The following is a 24,374-nucleotide window of genomic DNA, read 5'->3' as shown; positions in this document are numbered from 1 at the left end:
AACCTTGGTATTTTGCCGTCAAGACATACCTCGAGACACTGCGCATTTACTGTTGCCTGTTTTTGTTCGTCATTCCTCCTCTTCGCTCCTGAATGACGACAAATATGCAGTAGCAAGTGAGCTCTTGCGCCGGGCGGGCGGCACTTCGTGCGGTCTTGGACGCTACGCGTGTGGCTAGGTGACCTTGAGGACCACGATGGTCTCGTCGTCGAAGTGCTCGGTGCCTGCGCGGAAAGTGTGGACTGCTTCCAATATGGCGTCGACGGCCTGCTGGGCACTCTGGTGTGCGGTGGGGTGGTGCGCCAGCAGCGTGGCCAAGCGCTCGCTCGAGAACATCTCGCCGTGGCCGTTGGTGGCGTCGACGATGCCGTCCGAGAAGAAGACCAGCAGGTCGCCGGGCTGGGTCTGGATCGTCAGCTCGTCGTAGGTAGCTCCAGGGAAGAGTCCCAGCGGAAATCCCTCGGCGCAGATGGTGCGGATCTCGAGCGCGTCTGTGGCGGAGTTGCCGCGGGTGACGTGGAGCGGTTGCACCGATCCGGCGTTGGCTACGCGGAGGGTGCGGTCGGCGTCGTTCCACAGCGCGATGAGCATGGTGACGTACTGGGAGTCGAGCTTGCGCTCCTGCAATGCGTCGTTCAGTGCCTTGAGCAGGGCGGAGGGCAGCAGGCGCTGGGGCGTCAGTGAGCGCAGGATGCCGCTGACCAGCGCGGCGTAAAGAGCGGCGGGTGCGGCTTTGCCGGAGACGTCGCCGATGGCTAGCGTGGTGCGCATGGGAGCCGGAGCATCAGCCGGAAGCAGAATGGGGTTGGCCAGGCTCTGCGAGTCGGCGTCGAGGCTGGTAGCGGGGCCGTAGTCGAGGAAGTCGTAGAGGTCGCCGCCGATGGAGCGAGCGGGCTGGAAGCTGGCGGCGATCTCGGCGTGGGCGGGGCGCGGCGGGGCGCTGGGGAGCAGACGAAGCTGGACCTCGCGGGCCATGTCGAGGTCGCGCTCCATGCGGTGCTCTTCTTCGGCCAGCCGCTGGTAGAGCCGCGCGTTGGCGATGGAGATGGCAACCTGCGCGGCCAGCGTGGTGAGGGTGCGCTGGTGGTCCTCGTTGTAGTAGTTGACGCGCGTGTGCTCAAGGTCGATGACGCCGATGACGTTGCCCTTGTAGAGCAGCGGCGCGGCCAGCTCGGAGCGGGTCTCGGGATTCTCGTTGCGGTAGCGCGGGTCCTTGCGCACGTCGGGCGAGAGGATGGGCGTGCGCTCGAGCGCGGCAGTGCCGATGATGCCTTCGCCGGGCAGAATGGTGCGCTGGCGGGTGACGCGCTCGCCGTAACGGGTGCTGAAGCGGTGCTCGTACTGCTCGGTGCGCGGGTTCCAGAGCAGGATGGTGAACATATGGAAGTCGATGACGCGCTTCATCAGCGAGCCGATGCGCTCGAGCAGGTCGTCGGGGTCGAGGATGCTGGTGATGTCGCGGGAGATCTCCTGTAGCACCGTCAGCGTCTGGGCCTGGCGCGAGACGCGGGTGTAGAGGCGGGCGTTCTCAACCGCGATGGCCATGCGGGAGGCGGTCAGCTCCAGCAGGCGCTGGTGCTCGACGGTGAAGTAGCCGACCTCCTCGGACTCGATATCGAGCACGCCGATGACCTTGTTCTTGACGATGAGGGGGACGGCCAGCTCGGAGCGGACGAGGGGATTGGCCGGGATGTAGTTCTCGACCAGGGTGACGTCGGGGACGAGGATGGAGTGGCGTTGGACGGCGGCCTGGCCGACGATGCCGCGGCCCAGTCGGACGCGGGTGCGCTCGACCTCAGGGCTGTGGCCGGTCTGGAAGCGCATCCATAGCTCGTGGGTGCGGTCGTTGATGAGCAGGATGGCGAAGATGCGGAAGTCGATGACGGCGCGGACGAGGTCGGCCACGCGGTGCATCAGGGTGTTGAGGTCGAGCGTGGTGTTGAGGGCGTCGGCGAGGCGGAAGAGGAAGTCGAGCTGTAGAGGCTCGAGCCGGATGTGGGGATCGGCGGCGTGGGGGTGGAAGAGGGCCGGTTTCTTCTCCGTAGGAGGGTAGTCGCCCTCGTAGGCGTGCTCCGGTGTCAGCTCCGGTGCGGACTCGGGCGGCTGCTTTTTGCCGGGTTTTAGAGTTGTCGCCATGAGTAAGGGGATGTCGCTTCTTCCAGAGTAACGAAGGAGAGGGAGGTGCGGTATAGAAAGCTGGGCTTGAGGCTAGAGGTATTGGAAGAGTCACCCGAGCGCAGGGCGGCTGACCCTGGTTTTGCAGAGGGGGAGGTGCGCTTTGGAGGAGTCATATCTCTTATTTTCAAGAGATATGACTCCGGTTTAGTAGCCGTTGGAGGTTGGAGCGGCGGGCGAGTTGCCGGATAGCTCGCCGATGATCTTGACGCTGGCGCTGGCCCCGATACGGGTGGCTCCGGCGAAGAGCATGGCGCGGGCGTCGGCCAGCGAGCGGATGCCGCCCGAAGCCTTGACCCCGGCGCGGATGCCGGCTGCTCCGCGAAGAAGCTGGATATCGTCCACGGTGGCCCCGCCGGTGGAGAAGCCGGTGGAGGTCTTGAGGAAGTCGGCCCCGGCGGAGAGGGCCAGCTCGGCGGCGCGGAGCTTCTCCTCGAAGGTCAGCAGGCAGGTCTCGAGGATGACCTTGACGATGGCTCCCTGGGCGTGGGCCAGCTCGACGACACCGCGGATATCCTGCTTGACGGCCTCGTAGTCCGCGACTTCTCCGGACTTGAGCAGGCCGATGTTGAGGACCATATCCACGTCGTGCGCGCCCAGCTTGAGGACGCGGACGGCCTCGTCGCGCTTGGAGCTGGAGAGGGTGGCTCCGAGGGGGAAGCCGATGACGACGCCGACGGGAACGCCGGTGCCTTCGAGGGCGTGGACCGCTGTCGACACCCATGTCGGATTGACCATGGCGCAGGCGAAGCGGTGCTCGGCGGCCTCGGCGCAGAGGGCCAGTACCTGGTCGCGGGTGGCGTCGGGCTTGAGGAGGGTGTGGTCGAGGACCGCAGCGAGCGCGGCGGGGGAGCTAAGGGCGCTTTCGGCGAAGACGGCGGCGTTGTAGCCGGTGGGGTCTTGAGCGAGGGGGGAGGCGGACGACATGAAGAGACCTTCTGCGGGCGGGTGCCCAGTTGCTAGTTCCAGTGGCTAGTTTAGGCCAATGAGGGGGGAGGCGTCATGCGGAGGGATGTGAACTTAAAGACACGGCTTTCCCCGGATTCCCCATCCTGCAGATGGAGTGGTACAGTTTCCGCGCGATTTAAACGCCGCAAGGCAAAGGCGGGAACGATGCGATTCAATCGAAGGGCGTTCGTTGGCTCGATGGTCTCGGTGGCGGCCATGCGGCTGCTGCGGGCTCAAACACCCAGCCATGAACGGAGCCCGGAGTGGGGTTCGCCGGTCATCGACTGCCACTTCCACCCCCGTCCCACCCTCGCGGCGAACCTCGCCCATCTGAACGGCTCCGGCTGCCAGGCCGCCTATCTGCTCACGCGGCTCCAGAGCGCGGACGACGCCCGCCGTTTCATGGCGCAGGAGCCTGCGCGCTTCCACGGCTACTCTGTCAGCACCGACGTCAGCGCTCCCGATGCCGTCAAGCTGCTCACCGCCGCCGTCCAGGCTGGAGCCCACGGTTTTGGAGAGGTGAAGTACCACGTCGAGGCCGACGGCCCCGAGATGCGCCGCCTCTACGCCGCCGCGGCCGAGCTTGGCGTCCCCATCACCATCCACTTCCAGGAGGTCCCCCATACCCCTACCGAGGGCCTCTTCAACACCGGCTTCAAGCGCTTCGACAAGATCTTGAAGGCTTATCCCAAGACCACCTTTGTGGGCCACTGCGACGCTTTCTGGGCCAATGTCAGCGCCGACTACCGCAACGAGGAGGCATATCCGCGCAAGCCCATCGTCCGTGGCGGCATCACCGATCGCTGGCTCTCCGACTACCCCAACCTCTTCGCCGACCTCTCCGCCAACTCCGGCAACAATGCCCTCACGCGTGATCCATCCTTTACCGCCGGGTTCCTCTCTCGGCATCGCACCAAGCTCTTCTTCGGCAGCGACTGCTCCTGTGCGGACGGCCACGGAGCCGGTATCTCCCAGGCTGGGAATCCGGCTGCTGCCCGGCTTGCGGGTAAGTGCGTCGCCCGCGAGACGCTCACTACTCTGAAGGCCAATACAACGCCGGAGCTATTCCGCACGCTCGTTTGGGAGAACGGGCACCGCGTTTATCAACTTATGCGCGGCTGAGGTTGCCTCCGGGATGAGTTTGGGCATCTATCAGGAAAGATATGCGTAAAACCCCGATCGTTCTTGCCTCCGCCGCACTCCTCCTCACTGCCTGCAGCACCAAGCAGAAGCCCTCCTCGGAGAATTTTTTGGCGGCGCTGAACGCTTATCTTGCGGATCATCCCGACTGTCTCCTCGACTCTTCGATCAGGTTCCCTTATGAGACCGGCGACCCGCTCCAGATCAGGCAGCTCGATGCGCTGGTGGGGGCGCAGATCCTTACGGCGGCCCGGGAGCCGATCATCCATGTGACCCGCTACACCATGACCGATACCGGCCAGCGCGTGGGGGCGCATCTCTGTTATGGGCACCGCCTGGCTACCGCCATCGTCAGCTCGACGCCGCCCACGCAGGTCGATGGGTTCACCGAGACGCAGGTGGTCTATCGGTACGAGATGCAGGAGGCCCCCATCTGGGCCAAGGGGACCGCGGTGCAGGCCGTCTATCCCAAGTTGGCCGAGGCTCTAAGCGGCAACGCCACCGCCAAGAAGGCACTGGCCCTGACCGGCGTCGGCTGGAAGGTTCCTGACTGATTCGACGGGGTTCGACTGATTGACCGCCGGGCCTTTTAGAATAGAAGCCATGCTGCTTGAAGGAATCCATCTGCCTATCACCACGCCGTTCTATCCCGACGGCCGCCTGAATCTGCGCAAGCTCGAACAGAATGTGGAGCGTTACTCCCGGACGCCGGTCGCGGGACTGCTGGTGCTGGGTACGAGCGGCGAAGGTTCCAGCCTGACCGATGCGGAGGCGGGTAGTGTGCTTACGGCCGCTATTGGCGCGGCTGCCAGCCACAAGGTGATGCTGGCGAACGTGGGCCGCAATAGTGTATCGGCGACGCTCGAGCTGGCTGCTGTGGCGGCTGAGGTGGAGTACGATGCGGTCGCCGTCGCGGCTCCGGCGCTTTCATTGAGCCGACTCGAAACCCTCACTTACTTTCAGGCGGTTGCGGATCGCTCGCTGTTGCCGGTCGTGATGCTGAGCGAGGCAGGCAGGGAACTCACTGTCGAGATGATCGCCGAACTGGCTGGTCATCCCGCGATTCTCGGTGTCATCGACCATGCTGCCGTGGGGGATCGGCTGGCCGCGATGGTTGAGGCTACCCGTGAGGTCAGCCGCGAGGTTACGGTCACCACGGTATTTGCCGCCGCTACCGGGCGCATGTTGAAGCCGCAGACGACGGGCGGCAGCTTCGTCTCGGCTGAAAGCCTTGGCGGAGGGACGGCTGTGGTGGCTGCTCCAGCCGCTCCGGCGCTGAAGACCCGTACCAAGCGGGTTGGCTTCCAGATTCTCGGCGGCTCGACGGCGGGGATGCTGGATGCGCTTACGAGCGGAGCAGTGGGGGCTGTGCCGCGCTTCGGAGCCTGCGCTCCACAGGCTTGCTACGAGGTCTTTCAGGCGTGGAAGGACGACGATCTGCCGCTCTCGGCGGAGAAGCAGGAGCGACTCCGCGCCGTGGCTGCCGTGATGGAGGGGACGGAAGGTATTGCGGCGATCAAGTTTGGCTGCGATCTGAACGCCTACTTCGGCGGGTTGCCGCGCCTGCCGCTGCTTGGGCCGACGGGGAGTGAGCGGACGCGGATCGAGCAGCTTATGGCGGCTCTGCACAACTAGGATTTCTGACGTTGGTTTTTCGGTCTTCGTGAAAAGAGAACGCCCCATTCATCGCGATGAATGGGGCGTTCGGATGATGCGGCGTCTAAGACGGGATCATGCTCGGGGGCGGATGGGGACACCCATGCCGTTCAGGCGGGAACGGGCCTGCATGGCCTCGGGCGAGTTGGGGAAGCGCTGGATCAGCGTCCGCATCTCCCGGATGCCCGCGTCGTTCTGCTTCAACTGCATCAGCGCCGAGCTCTTGTGCAGGTGAGCCGCCGGAACCTTGTTGTTATCGGGGAACTGCTCAATGACGTGGTCGTAGTTTTTTGCCGCGACCGCGTACCGCCCCGCGCGATACTCCATCTCGCCCAGGTAGTACCACGCGTTTCCCGACAGCGTGTTGTCTGGGTAGGCCTTGATGAGGTCCCCGAACTCCGACGTGGCGAGGGCGTACTTCGCCGACATGTAGTCCCCCAGAGCAGCCTTGTAGAGATCCTCTACCGGTGGCGCATCGCTGGTGGGGGCCGAAGGGGGGAGCGCGCGGACCACGGGGGCAGGGGTGCGCGTGGCGTCAGGCGCGGGAGCGTCGATGGCCGCTGGAGGTGCCGAAGCCGGAGCCGCAGCGGGGCCGCCGCCGATGGGCTGAGGGGCGTTCATCGACTGCTGCTGGCTCTGCACATCCTGCATGATCTTCTCAAGCCGGACCATCCGGGCCTTCAGCTCATCGAGCGAGTCGTTGAGCGACTGGATCTGTCCGGAGACCTGGTCGATCTTGGTGCCGTCCGCGCCCTCCCGGGCTGCCAGTTGCTTCTGCAACGTGTCTACCGAGAGGCCCATGCGGTTGACCGAGTCGGCGGACTGCTGCACCAGGTCCTTCAGCACGCCCATGCGCTCGTCGTTCGACTGTTGCAGGCGAGCCACGGCATCCTGTAGCTGCTGCACCTGAGTCTGTAGCTGGATCATATCCTTGTTGACCGCGAAGGCCGGCTTCGGCGCCAGAATCAGGGCCGAGGTAAGCACGAGGGCTGAGGAGAGACGAAGTGCGCGATTCATGCGATCTGCTTTCCGGGGCGCACTGGGGAGGTAAACGGACAATCCCAGGTTGCTCCATCAAATGCATTGCTAAGCGGATAGGCGCGGCGGGAATGAAGCCGCCGCGCCTGTCCAGTGAACGAGTTGATTAGCGGTCGAGCGAGAACTGAGCCCGACGATTCTCCTGCCAGCAGCTCTCGTTCTCTTCGGTGCAGAACTGCTTCTCTTTGCCGTAGCTGACCACGCGGATGCGGCCCGGAGCCACGCCTGCGTTGACCAGGGCGGTCTTGGCCGCGTTGGCGCGGTTCTCGCCGAGGGCCAGGTTGTACTCGGCCGAGCCGCGCGAGTCGCAGTAGCCGCCGATGATGATCTTGATGTTCGGATGAGCCACCAGGTAGGCCGAGGCCTGGGCGGCGTTGGTCTGGGCATCCGGACGCAGATCGTAGCTGTCGTAGTCGAAGAAGACGTCCTGCACGGCGGCGTGGAAGGCGGCATCCGAACCCATGTCACCGGCTCCAGCAGTGGTCGAAGCCACCGGCGCTACGGGAACCCGCACGGTCACGCGGACGTTGGCCTCGGTGGTGCCGCCGTCGCCCTTGGCGATCAGGTGGAAGTTGGTCGAGTTCGACGGCGAGACGGTCTGGGTGCCGTTCACGTTCACCGGGCCGATGCCCTCAATGGTCACGGCGCTGGCATTGGTGGTCCGCCAGTTCAGCACCACGGAGCCGCCGAGGTCGATGGCTGAGGGATCGGCGGTCAGGGTAGCGGTCGGCGCGGGCGCGGAGGCTGCGGGAGCCGGTCCCAGGCTGTTCGGGTCGATGCCGCTGGCCTTCTTGTGGCAGCCGGTCGCGAGCGTTAGGGCAGCGGCTGTGGTGGCGAGAAGAAATGCCTTGCGAAGGCTGGGATGCGTCATATTCATCGTTGTACTCCTGCGCGAAAGTCGCGCCTCAAAATTGTTCAGGTCACTGCGAACCGTTGCGCCGATCGCAGGGTGTCAGTTATAGGATGCTTGTTTTGCTTACAGCTACTTCCAACTCCAGTTTGGCATGTCCGCCCCGGGGCCCGTTAGTGCGTGCCGCTCTGTCCCATCGGCCAGCATAGTCCAGATCTTATGGTCGTTTGAGAAAACGATGTGCCGTCCATCCGGCGACCACGACGGGAAATCGCACTCGCCGCTGTCGTGCGTCAACTGAATCCAGCGCTTGGTGGCGATCTCCATGACGTAGATATCCTGCCCGCCCGGTGCGCCCGGGCCGTACTTCCGATTCCAGGCGAAGGCGAGGAACTGGCCGTTGGGCGACCAGGAGGGCGACGATACGTATCCGCCGTCGGTCATGCGCTGGATGGCCGAGCCGTCCGTATCCATCACGTAAAGCTGAGGCAGGCCCGTTCGACCACTGATCCAGGCGATCTGCGAGCCGGTGCGCGGGTTGTAGACCGGGGAGGCATCCGGACCTTTGAAACTGGTCACTCGCCGTCCCAGCGCGCCGTTTACGTCCGAGATCCAAATCTCCGGGTCTCCCGTGCGCGAGGAGGAGAAGGCCAGCTCCTTACCGTTCGGAGCCCAGGCCGGAGAGACGTTGGTGCCGTCCGCCGAGGGAAAGTTGACCATGCGACCCAGCAGCAGCGAGTACATCTTGATCTGGAAGCCGTACTTAGAGAGGGAAGAGAAGGCCAGGCGGGAGTTGTCCGGAGAGACGCGGGGCGAGATGGAGATGGTGCCCAGGTGAGTGATGGCGTGCTGGTTCGCTCCGTCGTAGTCCATCTCCCAGATCTCTTTGTCGCCGACCGCTCCGTGGACATAGTAGATCTTCGTCTCGGCGATGCCGGGGACGCCGCCGCCCAGCCGGAAGATGATCTCGTCGGCGAAGCGATGGGCGATCTGGCGGGCGTTGTCCTCGGTAGCATCCTCGGCGTACTGCTTGGCCAGCACCTGCGGGAACTGCGTGTTCTTCACGTCGAAGAGGTAGCCGTTGACTGCCAGCCTGCCGCCGTTGACGCCCAGAGCGCCGAAGGCCACCATGGCCGCGGCCGAGGGCGGCGCGCCCCACTGGCCCAGGCTCATCTCGTTCGGCGAACCCGGCGTCACATTCGGGGCCAGGGACTTCGAGACGATATCGAAGATGCCCGCGTTGGTCAGGTCGGCGAAGAGCGTGGTGTCGAAGGTCTGCTTCAGTGACCCATTGGCCGGGTCGGCAGAGCCGGGCTTGAAGTTGGCGACCGCAACCCGTATGCGCTCGGCGTTGCCGCTCTGGGTCTCGGTCTTGAAGCCGTCCTGCGCCGACAGCGGGGAGTGCAGGACGAAGGTGCACACGAGCGCAAGCAGAATCGTTCTGCGAAGGTAGCGGGCGGGGAGGAAGTGAGCCATGCTTGACATTCTCCCCTATGGTAGACGGAAAAGGGCCGGGATGGTGAAGTGGCTTCGTCCTGGCGGTACTCTTTCGAGTACTGTTTCATTGTGGTGCAGGTGGGTATCACTTTGGGCCGTCGCTGCCGTACTCTTGAGCCGTGCACCTTGAACGCAACGTCTCCCTTGCTCCCTACACCACGCTTCGCATCGGCGGCCCGGCCCGTTTTTACACGCGCGTCACAACTTATGCGGAGTTAATCGAAGCCCTCGGCTTTGCTCGCGCCGAGGGGCTACCCAGCTTTTTGCTTGGCGGCGGCTCCAATCTGCTGGTCGCGGATGAGGGGTATCCCGGCCTGGTGATTCACCTTGGCCTTGCTGGCGATACGGTGGTGGACGGGGAGTTGCATGAGGTCGCCGCCGGAACCGAGTGGGACTCCTTTGTGCGTGGGGCCTGCGAACTGGGATATAGCGGCGTCGAGTGCCTCGCGGGGATTCCCGGGCTGGCCGGGGGGACGCCGGTGCAGAACGTCGGGGCTTATGGGCAGGAGGTCGCCCAGACGATCGCCCGGGTGACCGCTTTGGATCTCGAGACGCTTGCGACGGTTTCCTTTGCCAACTCCGAATGTCGATTTGCCTACCGCCAGAGCCTCTTCAATAGCACGCACCGCAATCGCTATATCGTCACGGCGGTTCGGTTTCGACTTAGCCCGGAGGGGCGGCCCAATTTGACCTATGCCGATCTGAAGCAGCACTTCGGCGATGCCCGGCCTGCGCCGCTCGAGGTCTACGAGGCTGTACGGGGGATTCGCCGCTCCAAGGGGATGCTGCTGGTCGAGGACGATCCGGACTCCCGTAGCGCCGGGAGCTTCTTCAAGAATCCGGTGATCCCGGTGGGGCAGCTTGAAGGTATCGCCAAGGCTGCTGGGGTTGCTTCGGTGCCTAACTGGCCCAGTGGCGTGGAGAATGCCAAGCTACCTGCCGCTTGGCTGCTCGATCAGGCTGGTTTTCATAAGGGCTTTGCGTTGGGAGAGGTAGGTATCTCCTCGCGGCATACTCTGGCGCTCATCAACCGGACGGGGAGGGCGACCTGTGTCGATATTCTTCGGCTGCGCGATGCCATCGTCGCCGAGGTGCAGGGGCGGTTTGGGATTCGGCTCGAGCAGGAGCCGGTCTATCTGGCATAGGTTTCAGGCATAGGAGATAGACTTCCTCTCATGGCCTCCGGAATGGACATACAGGCGCTCTGGCTCACGTTTCGCCTGGCCGGTACGACGACGCTGCTGCTGCTGATCCTTGCAGTGCCGCTGGCCTGGTGGATCGCGCAGGGCAAGGGGCTGGCTCGCGCCCTGACGCAGACCGTCGTCGCGCTTCCTCTGGTGCTGCCCCCGACTGTGCTGGGCTTCTATCTGCTGGTGATGCTAGGCCCGCTTACGGCTCCGGGAAGGTTGCTGACTCGGCTCATCGGGCATCCGCTTGCCTTCAGCTTCAGCGGGCTGGTGATCGGCTCGATGATCTACTCGCTGCCCTTTGCGGTGCAGCCACTGGTGGCGGGCTTTCAGGGCGTCGGGCGCGAGTATCTCGAGGCTGCTGCGGGGCTTGGAGTCGAGCCAGCCGTTACTTTTCGGCAGGTCATTCTGCCCATGTCGCAGGGAGCGGTCGTGGCCGCGGCAGTTCTCACCTTTACCCATACGGTGGGAGAGTTCGGCGTGGTGCTGATGCTCGGCGGCAATATCCCCGGAGCTACGCGCACGCTCTCCATCTCGCTTTTCGACCAGGTGCAGGATGCGCAGTACGCCGCCGCGAATCATACGGCGCTTGTCCTCGTTGTAATTGCTGTGGCTGCGCTTCTGCTGGTTTATAGCGGCATGATTCCGCGGTCGCTGCGGGGCAACGATGTCCTCTAGCCCTTACCTCGAAGTCGTCCTTCGGCACCGCGCGGGCACGCTGGCGCTCGATGTGGCCTTTACGGCGGCCGCACCGTGGACCTTGCTCTTTGGCCCATCCGGCAGCGGCAAGAGCACCATCCTGCGCGCCATCGCAGGGATGCTGCGACCGGATGAGGGAAGGATCGCTCTGCGTGGGCAGGTGGTGGTCGATACGGCTGGCTCGCTTTGGGTGCCGCCCTATCGCAGGACAGTTCGCTGGGCGGGGCAGGGGGCTGTCTTGTTTCCGAAGATGTCGGTTGAGGAGAACCTTGCGTTTGCGCTGCTGGGCGATGCCCGGAGGCAGAGGACGGCGGGCATCGTGCAGGAGGCGGTGCGGCAGTTTCATCTTGCGGCGCTGGCGAAGAAGATGCCGGGAGAGCTGTCTGGTGGGGAGCGTCAGCGAGTCGCGGTTGCCCGGGCTGCGATTGGGGCCAGAGAGAAACTGCTGCTGCTCGATGAGCCCTTTACCGGGCTGGATGTGGGGATTCGAGATGAGTTGATTGAGGATTTGCGTGGGTGGCTCGGTGGAACCCCGGTGCTGAGTGTGACGCACAGTGTCAGTGAGGCTTTTTTGCTGAAGGCCGAGGTGGTGCGGATCGGTGGGGGGAGGGTTCTCGATCAGGGGGCTGCGGAGATTGTGTTGAGGGAGGAGCGGCGAAGGGTGCTTTCGCTGTTGGGGTAAGTGCATCTGGCTGGGAAAGAAAGCATACCTCGGAGGCGAAAGCCCGCTTTGGTGGTGGGTTTTCATGCCCGGGCTAAAGCCCGGACATGCCCCAGAAACAACAGCAAAAGCAACGGTTTGTGCCGTTACAACGCCGGTGCCAGGCCGAAGTCCTTCAGGCGGTTCTGCACCTTGGGGGAGCGCATCCACGCCATGAACGTCTTCGCGTCCGCCAGGTTCTTCGAGCCTTTCATCACTACACCGCACTGCTGGATCTCCGGGTAGACCTTCGGCACCAGTACGTAATCGCCGATCTCTTTGTAGTGCTGCTGGCTCGCCATGGTCAGGGAGATGAAGCCCATCTGGGCGTTGCCCGAGTCGATAAACTGCCCGGTCTGCGCGATGTTTTCTGCTACGACCAGCTTCGGCTTCAGGGCGTCGAGGGTCTTCATGGAGCGCATGGCCGCATAGGCCGCTCGTCCGTAGGGAGCATGAAGCTCGTCGGCTACGGCGATGCGGGTGACCTGTGGATCGGCCAGCTTGTCGAGGGTCAGGGGCTTGATCGGCGAGTCTTTGCGGGCCCAGAGCACTAGCGTGCCCTTTGCGTATGGCTCCGGCGCTTTCTCCTCGGCGAGTTCGGCTGCAACGATCTTCTCGGGGAAAAGAAAGTCCGCCGAGAGGAAGACATCCATCGGTGCGCCGTTCAGGATCTGGGTCGCAAGCGTGGCCGAGGAGCCGAACGAGAGCTCCAGGTGGATGCCGGTCTCCTGCTCGAAGTCCCGGGCAAGGACGGGCAACACGGGCTGGAGGTCAGAGGCAGCGGCGATATGCAACTCGCGTGTCTGGGCAGCAAGTGGTCCAAATGGGAACAGCAGGGCAAGCAGGAACAGGAAGGCGGGAAAGATTCTCGAACGGCTCATGGCGGTGACCTTTTCTATACGTTCAAACTGCTATGCTTAAGGCTGATTATGAGTGGAACACACCAGTTACGATGCACGGAGTGCGGCGCGCAGATCGCCGGAGAGGCGGTAAGCAGCAACTTTCGCTGCACAAACTGCCAGGGGTTGTACGAGGTAGTTTATCCGTGGAGCCTGAAGGCTGACGAGATTGCCCGTGCCGAGGCCCGTCTGCCCAACCCCAGCGCGCTGCGCTGGCTGTGGCAGGAGCGCAGGACCTCGACTATGCCGGTGGATCAGTCCGGCGTTTGGCGGTTCCGAGACCTCTTTCCTATCGTGAAGGACTTCGACAAGGTGGTGACGCTGCGCGAGGGCAACACGCCGCTGTATGACCTGCCGCGCTGCGCGGCATCGGCGGGGATCGACTGGCTGCTGGCCAAGCATCAGGGTATGAACCCGACCGGTTCCTTCAAGGACACGGGCATGACGGCGGCGCTCTCGGTTGCGGCCGAGCGCGGGTTCGAGTGGGTAGCCTGTGCCAGCACCGGCAATACCTCGGCGGCGATGGCGGCCTATGCGGCGCGCGCGGGGTTGCGGTCGATCGTGTTTATTCCCGAGGGTAAGATCGCCTGGGGCAAGCTCGCGCAGTCGATGGACTACGGTGCGCTGACGGTGCAGTTGAAGACAGACTTCGACGGCTGCGTCAGGCTGGTGAACGAGCTGGTGCAGGCTCAGCCGATCTATCTGCTGAATTCGGTGAATCCTTATCGGCTCGAGGGCCAGAAGACCCCGGCGTTCGAGATGGTGGAGCAGTTGGACTGGCAGGTGCCGGAGCATGTGATCGTGCCGGGAGGCAACCTGGCCAATGCGTCGGCGCTGGCGAAGGGCTTTCTGGAGATGCAGCAATTGGGGCTGATCTCGAAGGTGCCGAAGATCAGTATTATTCAGGCCGAGGGCGCGAACCCGCTCTTCCGGTCGCTGAAGGAGAACGGTGGGACGAAGTTGATTCCCGTGACGGCTGAGACGCGGGCGAGTGCGATCAGGATCGGTCATCCGGCCTCCTTTACCAAGGCCGTGCGGGCGTTGCAGTCGACCGGCGGATGGTGCGAGCAGGCCTCCGAGGCCGAGATTGCGTTGGCAAAGGCGCAGATCGGAGCTGAGGGCGTGGGCTGCGAGCCTGCGTCGGCGGTGACGCTGGCCGGGCTGAAGAAGCTGGTGGCGCAGGGCAAGGTTCTGCGCGAGGAGCGGGTGGTGCTGATTCTGACCGGCCACACGCTGAAGGACTCGGACTATACGATCAACTTCCATCGGGGCGAACTGCTGACGGAGGCGGAGCTTGCGGGTGCCTCGGCGGCTGAGCGGGATCTGGCAAAGTCGTTGCAGAAGCCCCCGATTGTGCTCGATGCGGATCGCGATACGGTGCTGCGGACGCTGGATGCGCATATGCGTCAAACCACGCTGCAACCTGCCTGAGCGTATTAGGTGTGGGCCTCCCGCTGGTCGGCAGCGAGCATATTTTGTTTCCGACCACCGGGAGGACCACGCGAAGCTCTAAAAAGGCGTATGAACGCCCGCCCGCTCCACGCGTAGCGAGCCTGTCCGGCAGGACAAAGTTTTACGGATACTAGGACGAAGATGAACTCACTGAAGATTCGACTGCCGGCGACCTCCGCCAACCTGGGACCGGGCTTTGATGCCCTTGGCCTGGGGATGGCGCTCTACCTGACGATTGAGGCCCGAGTGGCTGGGGACCGGACGGCGCCGGAGTTCCGCGTGGATGCTACTGGCCGGAACCCCGAGCTGTGCAGCTCGCTCGAGCGCAATTTGATCCTCGATACCTACCGGGGCGTCGCGCCGTCGGCTCCACCGCTGCACCTGACGCTCGACAATGAGATTCCTTTGGGGATGGGCTGCGGGTCGAGCGCGGCGGCTCTGCTGGCTGGAGTACATCTGGCGAACCACTTTGGCGGGCTGGGGTGGACGCCGCAGCAGGTGCTCGAGGAGGCTTGTCACAGGGAGGGGCATCCGGACAACGTGGCGGCCTGTTTTTACGGGGGGATGACCGTCTCGTCCGTTATCCAAGAGAACGGGAGCGGCGGAAAGGTGATTGCCACGACCTGCGGCGAGGTTCTGGGCTGGAAGCTGCTGCTGGCGCTGCCGACGGCTTCTCTGGCGACCGAGAAGGCGCGGGCGTTGTTGCCGGAGGGCTACTCGCGGGCCGACGCCGTGGCTAACGTGCAGGCGACCGCGCTGCTGGTGGCGGGATTCGCGCTGGATCGGCCGGAGCTGCTGCATGTAGCAATGCGGGATAGGATTCACCAGCCGTATCGGCTGGCGGCTTGTCCGCTGCTGGGCAGCCTGCTACCGCTGAGCGGGACGCCTGGGGTGTATGGGGTGGCGTTGAGCGGGGCTGGTCCGTCGGTACTGCTGGTCTGTGATCCGGCGTATCCTCAAGAACAGATTGAGGATAGGATTCGACTGGCGGCTGGAGACCCGGGGCTGGAAATTATCTCGACAAAGATTTCGGCAGGCGTAAAGACGCTGGTGTTATCGGAATAGTTGCGGTGGTTACCTAAGTTTTTACAAAATAACTTTACTTATTTCGTCCCCTCTCTTAAGGTAACAGGGTGGGCAGTTCTGGGGAGGGCTGCTGCGCCGCCCGTTGACCTCGTTCGCGAGGTCCGGGCGTTAAACTTTTAAGTCACCCGTATTTGCACGTGGGCTATCTCGTTTAGATATCGCTCCTTGGGGGCTTTATCGGCCGTTCTGTACCGATGTTGAAACTTCCACACCCATTTCGCATCTATTATGAGTGCAGCACTTGAAATGGTGCAGCAAATAGCGCCAGCGTCAAGGCACGACCGAAGACGCGGCGGGAGGATGGACAAGATGGCAGGACAGTTCGTATCGGAAGTGAATGACAGCAACTTTGAACAGGACGTCCTGAAGTCGGACCAGCCCGTACTTGTAGACTTCTGGGCCGCATGGTGCGGTCCGTGTCGCGCGCTTGCTCCGGCGGTCGATGAGGTTGCGACCGAGTACCAGGGCAAGATCAAGGTGATGAAGATGGATGTCGATAAGAACAGCGCGACGCCCTCGCGCTTCGGTATCCGTGGTATTCCCGCGCTGCTCCTGTTCAAGGACGGCAAGGTTGCCGATCAGATCGTCGGCCTGGTTCCCAAGGACACGATCGCGCAGTCGATCACGAAGGTGATTGGCGCGAAGGTAACTGCGTAAGATTCAGGTTTTTCTCTGGTAACAGACGCCCGGCGGCTTCGGCTCCGGGCGTTTCTGCGTTCAGGCGCGGCCATGAACTGCTAGCATTTGCACATGGTGGAGTGGGTTCTTATCCGCGGGATCATGGTGGCCTTTTTCATTCTGGCCAACAGCTTCTTCGTTGCCGCGGAGTTCGCGCTGGTCAGCATTCGGGAGACGCGGGTGGAGCAGTTGATCGCTCTGGGGCGGCCCGGTGCGCGGACGCTGCTGCAGTTGAAGCACGCGATGGATGACTTTCTGCCCGCGGTGCAGTTTGGCGTGACGCTGGCGGCGCTGGCGCTGGGCTGGGTGGGCGAACCCGCGGTGGCGGAGACGCTGCTGGTGGCGGTGGAGCGGGTGTCGCCGCATACGCCGCCGCATGTGATGCTGTACGTTCATGCAGCGGCTACTACGATTGCGTTTGGGGCGATTACGTACTTTGAGGTGCTGCTGGGGGAACTGGTGCCGAAGTCTCTGGCCTTGCAGCGGGCCGAGCGGATCGCGATGGCGGTGGCGGGGCCGATGGATGTGTTTATCCGCATTACGCGGCCTGCTATCCGGTTGATGAACTCGTCGGCGAGCATGGTGTTGCGGGTATTTCGCGCGCCGCTGCATGGGGAGGGCGGCGCGGTCCACTCGCCCGAGGAGCTGAAGCTGATTGCAACGGCGACGCGCAGGATGGGGCTGCTGCCGGTCTTTCAGGAGGAGATCATTCACCGGGCGATTGAGCTGAACCATGTCTCGGTGCGCGAGATTATGACTCCGCGAGGAAAGATCTTCTCGCTGCCGGTGGACCTGCCGGTGGAGCAGGCGAGCGCGCGGATCGTGGATGAGCAGCACTCGCGGGTGCCGGTCTTCGACCCGAAGGTGGGGCCGGATCATATCGTCGGGATCGTTTACTCGAAGGATATCTCGCGGCTGATGCACTTCCGCTCGACGACGCTGGCGCTGGGCGGCACGGGCAAGATGGGGCTGACGCTGCGGCAGGTGATGCGCGAGGTGATCTTCGTGCCGGAGACGAAGCTGGCGGTGGAGCTATTGCAGGAGTTCCAGGATCGGCGCAGGCAGATTGCGATTGTGGTGGATGAGTTCGGCTCGACTGTGGGCATGGTGACGGCTGAGGATGCCTTGGAGCAGATCGTCGGCGAGCTGGAGGATGAGTTCGATGTGGCCTCGCGGGCGACGCCGTTTAACGCGACGGGAACGGTGGTGCTGGATGCGGGGATTACGCTGCGCGACCTGAGCAACCAGTTGCACTGGGCGTTTCCGCGGCAGCCGGGTGTGGAGACGCTGGCGGGGTTTGTGCTGTCGGAGCTGGGGCACCTGCCGACGGTGGGGGAGAGCGTGGTCCACGCGGGGCGGCGATATACGGTGGCGGAGTTGGTCAAGCGGCGGATCAGCAAGGTGAGGGTGGATCTGGAGGCGGTCGGGACGGACGTCAAGACGGACCTGCGGGCGGCGGCTACTGAGGACGATGGGCTGGAGGTCTCGGCTTGATACGAGCTGCGAAGCGGCTGGCGGTGACGCTGCCGGTGCTCTGGCTGGTGGTGACGGTGGTGTTTCTGCTGATTCACCTGGTGCCGGGCGATCCGGTAGTGCAGATGCTGGGTGAGGGGGCTACGGCCTCGGATGTCTCGGCGCTGCGCCATGCGTATGGGCTGGATGCTCCGCTGTCGGCGCAGTATGGGCGGTTTTTGTATGGGGTGGCTCATGCGGATCTGGGGCAGTCGCTGCGGCTGCACGACAGCGTGATGCACCTGGTGGCGTCGCGGTATCCGTACACGGTGGCGCTGGCGTTCTGCGCGATGGCGCTGGGGATTCTGCTGGCGGTTCCGGCGGGGATCGGGTCGGCGCTGCACCGTGGGGGATGGCAGGATCGGGTGCTGGGGGTGGTGTCGCTGGTGGGGCTCTCGTTTCCGAACTTTGCCTTGGGGCCGATCTTGATTTTGGTGTTTTCGATTCGTCTGGGGTGGTTGCCGGTGTCGGGGGCTGGGTCGGTGGCGCATATGGTTCTGCCCGCGATTACGCTGGGGCTGGGGATGGCGGCGATCCTGACGCGCATGGTGCGGACGGCGATGCTCGAAGAGCTGGGGCAGGACTATGTGCGGACGGCGCGGGCCAAGGGGCTGAGCGAGCGGCAGGTGGTGTATCGGCACGCGCTGCCCAATGCGATGATTCCGATCTTGACGGTGGTGGGGTTGCAGTTTGGGTCGCTGCTGGCGGGGGCGATTGTGACGGAGACGATCTTCAGCCTGCCGGGGATCGGGCGGCTGACGCTGTCGGCGATCTCGAACCGCGACTATGCGCTGGTGCAGGGGTGCATTCTGGCGATTGGGCTTACTTATGTCGGGGTGAATCTGCTGACCGATATTGCTTATACCGTGGCTAATCCGAGGATGAGGGTGCAGGGATCTTGAGAATGATTTGCATGATGTGGCTTTTTGTTGGGGCTGTGGCTTATGGGCAGACGCCGCAGGTTCCCAAGGTTGTGCCGGTGCCTCCGTTGCCCAACGTGCGGCCTGCCCCGGCTGAGCCGACCTCTCCTCCGGCGCGGGATTTTGTCGATGCGGTGACGGGGGTGAAGATGCATCTGCCTGCTGGGTGGAATTTGAGCCGCAGGGATGGGGAGTTGAGTACGTTTCGGCTCGATGCGCGCTCGGCGGTGCCGCAGACTCGGCTAAGGGCGGTGGCGGCGCTGGGGTTCAATCCTTATCCGTGGTCTACGTTTAGTGGGGAGTACTTCTATCTTAGTGCTACTCCGCGTAGTACGGCGGAGGCTTGTGCGGCGCAGGCTACGGGGAAGCCGAATAAAGCTGCTACGGCGACGACGGTGGATAGCGTGGCGTTTGCTCATGGTCATGATGAGCATGGGAAGATCTGCGTCGAGTCGCGGGATGAGGTGCTGACGGCTCTGCGGAAGGGAAGTTGTGTGCGGCTTGATCTGGTGATTACGACGTTTTGTGCGGAGCCTAGCGGGGCTCGGGATCTGACCGAGAACGAGATGGAGAAGCTGCGGGAGAGGTTGCAGGGAGTGGTGGGGGCGGTGAAGTTGAAGTAGTTCACGCGAAGCGTCTAAGACCGCACGAAATGCTGCCCGCCCGGCGTTAGGGCGTTTTTGCTTTTGTTTGTGTGGCTGAGTGAGGAAGCATACCTCGGGGGCTAAAGCCCGCTTCTGTGGTGGTTTTGAGGTCCGGGCTAAAGCCCGGACCTCCCCTAGAAGCAACGGCAAAAGCAAAAGCAGATTCCTCCGCTTCGCTCCTGAATGACAACCAAGAGAACAAGCAACGGCAACGGCGCTCTTGCGCCGGGCGGGCGGCACTTCGTGCTGTTTTGGACGCTTCGCGTGAGGGCGTCAGCCCAGGTGCAGGTCGATGATCTCGGGGTGGAGTTGGCCGTTTTCTATCGTGACCAGGGCCACGGTGACGGGCAGGCGGAATCGGCGCGGGCCGGGGCTGCCGGGGTTCAGGTAGAGGACTCCGGAGCGGTGTTCGATGGAGGGCTGGTGGGAGTGGCCGCTGATGACTGCTGCTACTCCGGCGGCGTGTGGGTTGATGTCGAGATCGTGGATCGAGTGGACGAGGTAGAAGAGCTTGCCCGCCAGCTCGACGGCCTCGGTGGCGGGCAGTTCGGCGCAGGGGCCGTAGATGTCGATGTTGCCGCGGATGGCCGTTATCGGGGCGATCTGCGCCAGGGTGGCAAGGAAGTCGGCGTTGCCGATGTCTCCGGCGTGAAGGATGTGGTCGACGCCTTGCAGGGCTGCGATGGCCTCGGGGCGGAGGAGGCCGTGCGTGTCGGAGATGACGCCGATCTTGAAGGTCATGGGAGTTTAAATGCCGGTTGTGAGGCGGGTGCGCGGGTCGAGGTAGTCGCGGAGGGCGTCGCCGATGAAGTTGAACGAGAGGACGCAGAGCATGACGGCCAGGGCGGGGAAGAAGACCATGTGGGGCGAGTCGAAGAGGTGGGAGCGGGCGTCGTTGAGCATGGAGCCCCAACTGGCCGCGGGCGCGGGGATGCCGAGGCCGAGGAAGCTGAGGGTGGCTTCGGCGAGCACGGCTCCGGCCATGCCGATGGCGGCCTGGACGATGAGCGGCTGAACGATGTTGGGCAGGATGTGACGGACCAGGACGCGTACGTCTGACGCTCCGAGGGCGCGTGCGGCTTCGACGAACTCGCGTTCTTTGACGGTCATGACCTGGGCTCGTACGAGGCGAGCGTAGCCGACCCAGCCGGAGATCGAAAGGGCCAGGATGAGGTTGAGCAGGCCGGGGCCGAGGAAGGCGACGAAGGCTATGGCGAGCAGGATGCCGGGTAATGCCAGGAAGGCGTTCGAGAGGTAGACGTTGACGAGCGTGTCGGCCAGGCCGCCGTAGAAGCCCGCGAGGCTGCCCGCGATGAGGCCGATGGCGAGCGAGATGGCCACGACGCTGACGGCGACGATGAGCGAGATGCGCGCTCCGTAGAGGGTGCGGGAGAGAACGTCGCGGCCAAGCTCATCGGTGCCGAACCAGTGGGCGGCGGAAGGAGTGAGCATGCGGGCGTCGAGGTTGAGCTGGGCGGGATCGCTGGGAGCGAGCAGCGGCGCGAAGATGGCGGCGAAGAGGAACAGCAGAACGAGCAGGATGCCGATCGCCGCGAGCGGCTGATGCCGTGCCGTTGCGATGAGATTGTTGCCGCCGCTCTTCATGGAACTATCTTCTCAGAGTTGGCACGCATCGTTATGGAGTACGAACATGCGTGGCTGAGTGAGACGCTTGTTGATGGCAGCAAGCTGCTGCCAAGTGACGGTATGGTGAATGCCGAAAGACGGTATAGCGAAGTCCGTAATAAGGTAAGACTGATGCCGTAATCGGGTATGACCATTGCTATGATGAGGTGGACGACCTCATCCGAAAGGCTTTCTTCTGAGAATCCTGATCTATGGCTTGAACTATGCCCCGGAGTTGACCGGCATCGGCAAGTACACGGGCGAGATGGCCTCGTGGCTTGCGAAGCGGGGGCACGAGGTGCGTGTGGTGGCCGCGCCGCCTTACTACCCGGCGTGGCGTATCTGGGATGAGTATCGCTCGAGCCTCTACAGGACGGAGCGTGTGCCGGGGCAGCCGGTCGTCTTCAGGACGCCGCTCTACGTGCCGGAGAAGCCGAGCGGGATGCGCCGGATTCTGCATCTGTTTTCCTTTATGGTGGGCAGCCTGCCGGTGATGCTGCGGCAGGTCTTCTGGCAGCCGGAGATCGTCTTTACGGTGGAGCCTACGTTCTTTGGCGCGCCTCTGGCCCTGTTTGTCGCGCAGACTGCGGGCGCGGCGTCGTGGCTGCATGTGCAGGACTTCGAGGTGGATGCTGCGTTCGAGCTTGGACTGCTGCCCGCGAAGGGGCCGATCCATAGCCTGGCATTGACCCTGGAGGTTTTTTTTACCAACGCTTTCACGCGGGTTTCGAGCATCTCAACCAAGATGGTCGAGCGATCGGTGGCGAAGGGCGTGCCGGCGGAGCAGGCGGTGCTGTTTCCGAACTGGGTGGATGTGGAGGCGATTCAGCCGCTGGAGGGGCCGAACGGCTTCCGGCGGGAGTTGGGGCTCGAGGATAAAATTGTGCTGCTGTACTCGGGCAATATGGGCAATAAACAAGGGCTGGAGGTACTGGGGCCGATCGCACAGTCGTTCGCTCCGGGTGCTTCGCACGCCGATGAGCGGGTACACTTTCTGTTCTGCGGAGATGGTACATTCAGGCCTAAGCTGGAGGCCATGGTGGGCGGCCTGCCCAATGTGACTCTGCTGCCGTTGCAGCCGTTTTCCAGGCTGAACGAGTTGTTGAATGCGGCGGATATTCATCTGCTGCCGCAGCGCGCGGGCGCGGCCGACCTGGTGATGCCGTCGAAGCTGACCGGGATGCTGTCGAGCGGGCGGCCGGTGATTGCGACGTCGGATGCGGGGACCCAGGTGGCGCATGTGGTAGGCGATGAGGCCAGGCCGTGCGGGCTGGTCGTTCCGGCCGAAGACGCCGAGGCTCTGCATGCCGCGGTGGTGGAGTTGATTATGAACCCCGGGCTGCGCGCGGAGTTCGGCGCTAATGCACGGGAGTATGCGGTCGAGCATCTGGGCCGGGAGCAGGTGCTGCTGCAGTTCGAGCGGGATCTGGCTCAGGCGATTTGACTTAGTACTTTGGTGTAACACTGGCTCAAGTAAAATAATGGAATCGAGCAAAACTGTTTTAGGGGAGAGTGTCGGTTTGAAGAAAGCTTTGATCACGGGAGTCACCGGGCAGGATGGAGCGTATCTCGCGGAGTTTCTGCTGGCTAAAGGCTATGAGGTTCATGGCATCAAGCGGCGCTCGTCGCTCTTCAACACGGCTCGTATCGACCATATCTACGAGGATCCGCACAACCCGAACCCGAAGCTGGTGCTGCACTACGGCGATATGACGGACAGCACGTCGCTGATCCACATTATGCAGAAGGTGCAGCCGGACGAGGTGTACAACCTGGCCGCGCAGTCGCACGTGCAGGTGTCGTTCGAGGAGCCGGAGTATACCGCGAACTCGGATGCGATCGGCGTGCTGCGGCTGCTGGAGGCGATCCGCATCCTGGGGCTCGAGAAGAAGACGCGCTTCTACCAGGCGAGCACGTCGGAGCTTTACGGGCTGGTGCAGGAGATTCCGCAGAAGGAGACGACGCCCTTCTATCCGCGCTCTCCCTATGCCGTGGCCAAGATGTACGGCTACTGGATCGTGGTGAACTACCGCGAGGCGTATGGGATGTATGCGTGCAACGGCATCCTGTTCAACCACGAGTCGCCGCTGCGGGGTGAGACGTTTGTGACGCGCAAGATCACGCGCGGGCTGGCGCGGATCAAGGTGGGGCTGCAGGAGTCGCTGTACCTGGGCAATCTGGACGCCAAGCGGGACTGGGGCCATGCGCGCGACTACATCGAGATGCAGTGGATGATGTTGCAGCAGGAGAAGGCGCAGGACTTCGTGATCGCGACCGGGGTGCAGTACAGCGTGCGCGAGTTTGTGAAGCGCTGCGCGGAGTTGCTGGAGCTGGACCTGACGTGGAGCGGCTCGGGCGTCGAGGAGAAGGCCGTTGGACCAGATGGCAAGGTGGTGGTGGCGGTCGATCCGCGCTACTTCCGGCCGACCGAGGTCGAGACGCTGCTGGGCGATCCTTCCAAGGCCAAGCGCGAGCTGGGCTGGACGCCGCGGACGAGCTTCGATGAGCTGGTGCGTGAGATGGTAGAGGCAGATCTGCAGTCGGCCAAGCGGGATGCGCTGGTGCGGAAGCACGGCTTCAATGCGTACAACGTGCGTGAGACCTAGAGTGCAGGCGCGGGCCGGGGGAGTGAGTCCCCGGCCTACTCCCATTGTTTCCAACTTTGAGTAAGGGTGATCTATGTCGTCGAGCTTTATGCCGCAGGATGCACGTATCTTTATCGCCGGTCATCGCGGGCTGGTTGGCTCGGCAATTCATCGCGGGCTTGAGCGCAAGGGATATACCAATCTCCTGACGAAGACGCGTGCCGAGCTGGACCTGCTGGACCCGGCTGCCGTGCGGTCGTTCTTTGAGCAGGAGAAGCCGGAGTTTGTCTTTCTGGCGGCGGCTAAGGTGGGCGGAATTCTGGCCAACGATACGTACCCGGCGGACTTCATCCGCGACAACCTGGAGATTCAGACCAACGTTATCGATGCGGCTTACCATAACGGTGTGACGCGGCTGCTGTTTCTGGGGTCTTCGTGTATCTACCCGAAGATGGCTCCGCAGCCGATGCCGGAGTCGTGCCTGCTGACCGGGCCGCTGGAGCCTACGAACCGGGCTTATGCGCTGGCGAAGATCGCCGGGATCGAGATGTGCTGGAGCTACAACCGGCAGTATGGCACGCGCTACCTAGCCGCGATGCCGACGAACCTCTATGGGCCGAACGACAACTTCGACCTGAAGAACTCGCATGTGCTGCCGGCGTTGATCCGCAAGACAGCCGAGGCGAAACGGGCGGGAGCCGGAGAGATCTCTGTGTGGGGAACGGGGACGCCGCGGCGTGAGCTGCTTTACTCGGATGACCTGGCGGATGCATGCATCTTTTTACTGTCGCTCGATGAGGAGCGTTACGGCTCGCTGCTGACGCAGGATGTGCCGCCGCTCATCAACATCGGGACAGGGGAGGATGTGACGATCCGGGAGCTGGCGGAGATCGTAGCGAAGGTGATTGGGTTCGAGGGCGGCCTTGCGTTCGACACGACCAAGCCCGATGGCACGCCGCGCAAGCTGATGGATGTGAGCAAGCTGCATGCGCTGGGGTGGGGCCACACGGTGGAGTTGGAAGAGGGAATCGGCCTGACCTGGGATGCGGTGAAGGATCAGCTTTAATTCTTCACGTATTTTT

23 protein-coding genes are annotated in these 24,374 nt (G+C 63.3%); 15 read left to right on the top strand and 8 right to left on the bottom strand.

The window, feature by feature from the left end:
• Positions 1–174: 174 nt before the first annotated feature.
• On the bottom strand, positions 175–2,136 hold the full coding sequence (locus FTO74_RS12110; protein WP_162538383.1) for a SpoIIE family protein phosphatase: 1,962 nt from the start codon (positions 2,134–2,136) through the stop codon (positions 175–177).
• A 186-nt stretch (positions 2,137–2,322) separates the two neighbouring features.
• Entirely contained in the window at positions 2,323–3,102 is a 780-nt protein-coding gene (gene deoC, locus FTO74_RS12105) for a deoxyribose-phosphate aldolase (RefSeq protein ID WP_162538382.1), read from the bottom strand.
• Between the two features lie 186 nt (positions 3,103–3,288).
• On the opposite strand from deoC, the gene FTO74_RS12100 reads away from it, so the two are divergent.
• The 3 genes from FTO74_RS12100 to FTO74_RS12090 are packed head-to-tail and all read left to right on the top strand — an operon-like array spanning position 3,289 to position 5,898.
• Complete coding sequence (locus FTO74_RS12100; RefSeq protein ID WP_162538381.1) at positions 3,289–4,245, top strand: amidohydrolase family protein; 957 nt, start codon at positions 3,289–3,291, stop codon at positions 4,243–4,245.
• 41 nt (positions 4,246–4,286) lie between these two features.
• Positions 4,287–4,817, top strand: a complete 531-nt coding sequence (locus tag FTO74_RS12095) for a lipoprotein (protein ID WP_162538380.1) — start codon at positions 4,287–4,289, stop codon at positions 4,815–4,817.
• Between the two features lie 49 nt (positions 4,818–4,866).
• On the top strand, positions 4,867–5,898 hold the full coding sequence (locus FTO74_RS12090; RefSeq protein WP_162538379.1) for a dihydrodipicolinate synthase family protein: 1,032 nt from the start codon (positions 4,867–4,869) through the stop codon (positions 5,896–5,898).
• Between the two features lie 96 nt (positions 5,899–5,994).
• Here FTO74_RS12090 and FTO74_RS12085 read toward each other — a convergent pair whose 3' ends face one another.
• From FTO74_RS12085 to FTO74_RS12075, 3 genes are all read right to left on the bottom strand, one after another.
• A complete protein-coding gene (locus FTO74_RS12085) occupies positions 5,995–6,936 on the bottom strand; it encodes a tetratricopeptide repeat protein (protein WP_162538378.1) in 942 nt (313 codons plus the stop codon).
• A gap of 127 nt (positions 6,937–7,063) precedes the next feature.
• A complete protein-coding gene (locus FTO74_RS12080) occupies positions 7,064–7,834 on the bottom strand; it encodes an OmpA family protein (RefSeq protein WP_345933024.1) in 771 nt (256 codons plus the stop codon).
• A gap of 105 nt (positions 7,835–7,939) precedes the next feature.
• Positions 7,940–9,283 carry a DPP IV N-terminal domain-containing protein gene (locus FTO74_RS12075; RefSeq protein ID WP_162539849.1) on the bottom strand — a complete coding sequence of 448 codons (1,344 nt, stop codon included), beginning with the start codon at positions 9,281–9,283 and terminating at the stop codon, positions 7,940–7,942.
• A 140-nt stretch (positions 9,284–9,423) separates the two neighbouring features.
• On the opposite strand from FTO74_RS12075, the gene FTO74_RS12070 reads away from it, so the two are divergent.
• From FTO74_RS12070 to FTO74_RS12060, 3 genes are read left to right on the top strand one after another with little or no spacing between them, the layout of a single operon-like run.
• Complete coding sequence (locus FTO74_RS12070; protein ID WP_162538377.1) at positions 9,424–10,449, top strand: UDP-N-acetylmuramate dehydrogenase; 1,026 nt, start codon at positions 9,424–9,426, stop codon at positions 10,447–10,449.
• A gap of 30 nt (positions 10,450–10,479) precedes the next feature.
• Entirely contained in the window at positions 10,480–11,169 is a 690-nt protein-coding gene (gene modB, locus FTO74_RS12065) for a molybdate ABC transporter permease subunit (RefSeq protein WP_255462225.1), read from the top strand.
• Positions 11,159–11,872: an ATP-binding cassette domain-containing protein gene (locus FTO74_RS12060; protein WP_162538376.1), complete on the top strand. Its 714-nt coding sequence runs from the start codon at positions 11,159–11,161 to the stop codon at positions 11,870–11,872. The genes modB and FTO74_RS12060 overlap by 11 nt, the downstream gene beginning before the upstream one ends.
• A gap of 125 nt (positions 11,873–11,997) precedes the next feature.
• Here the strand turns inward: FTO74_RS12060 and modA are convergent, their stop codons facing one another.
• Positions 11,998–12,771, bottom strand: a complete 774-nt coding sequence (gene modA / locus FTO74_RS12055; RefSeq protein WP_162538375.1) for a molybdate ABC transporter substrate-binding protein — start codon at positions 12,769–12,771, stop codon at positions 11,998–12,000.
• A 48-nt stretch (positions 12,772–12,819) separates the two neighbouring features.
• Here modA and thrC point away from each other — a divergent pair, with 48 nt between their 5' ends.
• From thrC to FTO74_RS12025, 6 genes are all read left to right on the top strand, one after another.
• On the top strand, positions 12,820–14,220 hold the full coding sequence (gene thrC, locus FTO74_RS12050; RefSeq protein ID WP_345933019.1) for a threonine synthase: 1,401 nt from the start codon (positions 12,820–12,822) through the stop codon (positions 14,218–14,220).
• A gap of 162 nt (positions 14,221–14,382) precedes the next feature.
• Positions 14,383–15,306 carry a homoserine kinase gene (gene thrB, locus FTO74_RS12045; protein ID WP_162538374.1) on the top strand — a complete coding sequence of 308 codons (924 nt, stop codon included), beginning with the start codon at positions 14,383–14,385 and terminating at the stop codon, positions 15,304–15,306.
• Positions 15,307–15,636: 330 nt separating this feature from the next.
• Positions 15,637–15,984, top strand: a complete 348-nt coding sequence (gene trxA, locus FTO74_RS12040) for a thioredoxin (protein WP_162538373.1) — start codon at positions 15,637–15,639, stop codon at positions 15,982–15,984.
• Positions 15,985–16,077: 93 nt separating this feature from the next.
• Positions 16,078–17,499: a hemolysin family protein gene (locus FTO74_RS12035; protein WP_162538372.1), complete on the top strand. Its 1,422-nt coding sequence runs from the start codon at positions 16,078–16,080 to the stop codon at positions 17,497–17,499.
• Positions 17,496–18,419 (top strand): ABC transporter permease, encoded by a 924-nt coding sequence (locus FTO74_RS12030; protein WP_162538371.1) that lies wholly within the window; start codon positions 17,496–17,498, stop codon positions 18,417–18,419. Before FTO74_RS12035 ends, FTO74_RS12030 begins: the two co-directional genes overlap by 4 nt.
• Positions 18,420–18,430: 11 nt before the next feature.
• The gene (locus tag FTO74_RS12025; RefSeq protein ID WP_162538370.1) at positions 18,431–19,060 is read left to right on the top strand and encodes a hypothetical protein; all 630 of its coding nucleotides are present in this window, start codon (positions 18,431–18,433) and stop codon (positions 19,058–19,060) included.
• Positions 19,061–19,354: 294 nt separating this feature from the next.
• Here FTO74_RS12025 and FTO74_RS12020 read toward each other — a convergent pair whose 3' ends face one another.
• A complete protein-coding gene (locus FTO74_RS12020; RefSeq protein WP_162538369.1) occupies positions 19,355–19,822 on the bottom strand; it encodes a metallophosphoesterase family protein in 468 nt (155 codons plus the stop codon).
• Positions 19,823–19,828: 6 nt separating this feature from the next.
• The gene (locus FTO74_RS12015) at positions 19,829–20,686 is read right to left on the bottom strand and encodes an ABC transporter permease (RefSeq protein WP_162538368.1); all 858 of its coding nucleotides are present in this window, start codon (positions 20,684–20,686) and stop codon (positions 19,829–19,831) included.
• 217 nt (positions 20,687–20,903) lie between these two features.
• Here FTO74_RS12015 and FTO74_RS12010 point away from each other — a divergent pair, with 217 nt between their 5' ends.
• The 3 genes from FTO74_RS12010 to FTO74_RS12000 all read left to right on the top strand — a co-directional run bounded on the left by FTO74_RS12010 (position 20,904) and on the right by FTO74_RS12000 (position 24,358).
• A complete protein-coding gene (locus FTO74_RS12010; protein ID WP_162539846.1) occupies positions 20,904–22,151 on the top strand; it encodes a glycosyltransferase WbuB in 1,248 nt (415 codons plus the stop codon).
• Between the two features lie 76 nt (positions 22,152–22,227).
• Positions 22,228–23,313 carry a GDP-mannose 4,6-dehydratase gene (gene gmd / locus FTO74_RS12005; protein ID WP_220399008.1) on the top strand — a complete coding sequence of 362 codons (1,086 nt, stop codon included), beginning with the start codon at positions 22,228–22,230 and terminating at the stop codon, positions 23,311–23,313.
• Between the two features lie 73 nt (positions 23,314–23,386).
• Positions 23,387–24,358 (top strand): GDP-L-fucose synthase, encoded by a 972-nt coding sequence (locus FTO74_RS12000; protein WP_255462224.1) that lies wholly within the window; start codon positions 23,387–23,389, stop codon positions 24,356–24,358.
• Positions 24,359–24,374 lie beyond the last annotated feature (16 nt).

The sequence above is a fragment of the Granulicella sp. WH15 genome (assembly GCF_009914315.1).
In the GTDB taxonomy this organism is placed as follows: Bacteria; Acidobacteriota; Terriglobia; order Terriglobales; family Acidobacteriaceae; genus Edaphobacter.
This window is presented reverse-complemented; position numbering and strand designations above follow the sequence as displayed.

What these genes read in the sequence shown, in the direction of transcription:
- FTO74_RS12000 (WP_255462224.1), top strand. Translation starts at nt 23,387, where the DNA reads ATGTCGTCGAGCTTTATGCCGCAGGATGCACGTATCTTTATCGCCGGT.
- FTO74_RS12110 (WP_162538383.1), bottom strand. Translation starts at nt 2,136, where the DNA reads ATGGCGACAACTCTAAAACCCGGCAAAAAGCAGCCGCCCGAGTCCGCA.
- modB (WP_255462225.1), top strand. Translation starts at nt 10,480, where the DNA reads ATGGCCTCCGGAATGGACATACAGGCGCTCTGGCTCACGTTTCGCCTG.
- FTO74_RS12100 (WP_162538381.1), top strand. Translation starts at nt 3,289, where the DNA reads ATGCGATTCAATCGAAGGGCGTTCGTTGGCTCGATGGTCTCGGTGGCG.
- FTO74_RS12020 (WP_162538369.1), bottom strand. Translation starts at nt 19,822, where the DNA reads ATGACCTTCAAGATCGGCGTCATCTCCGACACGCACGGCCTCCTCCGC.
- FTO74_RS12090 (WP_162538379.1), top strand. Translation starts at nt 4,867, where the DNA reads ATGCTGCTTGAAGGAATCCATCTGCCTATCACCACGCCGTTCTATCCC.
- FTO74_RS12015 (WP_162538368.1), bottom strand. Translation starts at nt 20,686, where the DNA reads ATGAAGAGCGGCGGCAACAATCTCATCGCAACGGCACGGCATCAGCCG.
- trxA (WP_162538373.1), top strand. Translation starts at nt 15,637, where the DNA reads ATGGCAGGACAGTTCGTATCGGAAGTGAATGACAGCAACTTTGAACAG.
- FTO74_RS12025 (WP_162538370.1), top strand. Translation starts at nt 18,431, where the DNA reads ATGATGTGGCTTTTTGTTGGGGCTGTGGCTTATGGGCAGACGCCGCAG.
- FTO74_RS12060 (WP_162538376.1), top strand. Translation starts at nt 11,159, where the DNA reads ATGTCCTCTAGCCCTTACCTCGAAGTCGTCCTTCGGCACCGCGCGGGC.
- FTO74_RS12035 (WP_162538372.1), top strand. Translation starts at nt 16,078, where the DNA reads ATGGTGGAGTGGGTTCTTATCCGCGGGATCATGGTGGCCTTTTTCATT.
- FTO74_RS12080 (WP_345933024.1), bottom strand. Translation starts at nt 7,834, where the DNA reads ATGAATATGACGCATCCCAGCCTTCGCAAGGCATTTCTTCTCGCCACC.
- modA (WP_162538375.1), bottom strand. Translation starts at nt 12,771, where the DNA reads ATGAGCCGTTCGAGAATCTTTCCCGCCTTCCTGTTCCTGCTTGCCCTG.
- thrC (WP_345933019.1), top strand. Translation starts at nt 12,820, where the DNA reads ATGAGTGGAACACACCAGTTACGATGCACGGAGTGCGGCGCGCAGATC.
- FTO74_RS12095 (WP_162538380.1), top strand. Translation starts at nt 4,287, where the DNA reads ATGCGTAAAACCCCGATCGTTCTTGCCTCCGCCGCACTCCTCCTCACT.
- FTO74_RS12085 (WP_162538378.1), bottom strand. Translation starts at nt 6,936, where the DNA reads ATGAATCGCGCACTTCGTCTCTCCTCAGCCCTCGTGCTTACCTCGGCC.
- thrB (WP_162538374.1), top strand. Translation starts at nt 14,383, where the DNA reads ATGAACTCACTGAAGATTCGACTGCCGGCGACCTCCGCCAACCTGGGA.
- FTO74_RS12075 (WP_162539849.1), bottom strand. Translation starts at nt 9,283, where the DNA reads ATGGCTCACTTCCTCCCCGCCCGCTACCTTCGCAGAACGATTCTGCTT.
- deoC (WP_162538382.1), bottom strand. Translation starts at nt 3,102, where the DNA reads ATGTCGTCCGCCTCCCCCCTCGCTCAAGACCCCACCGGCTACAACGCC.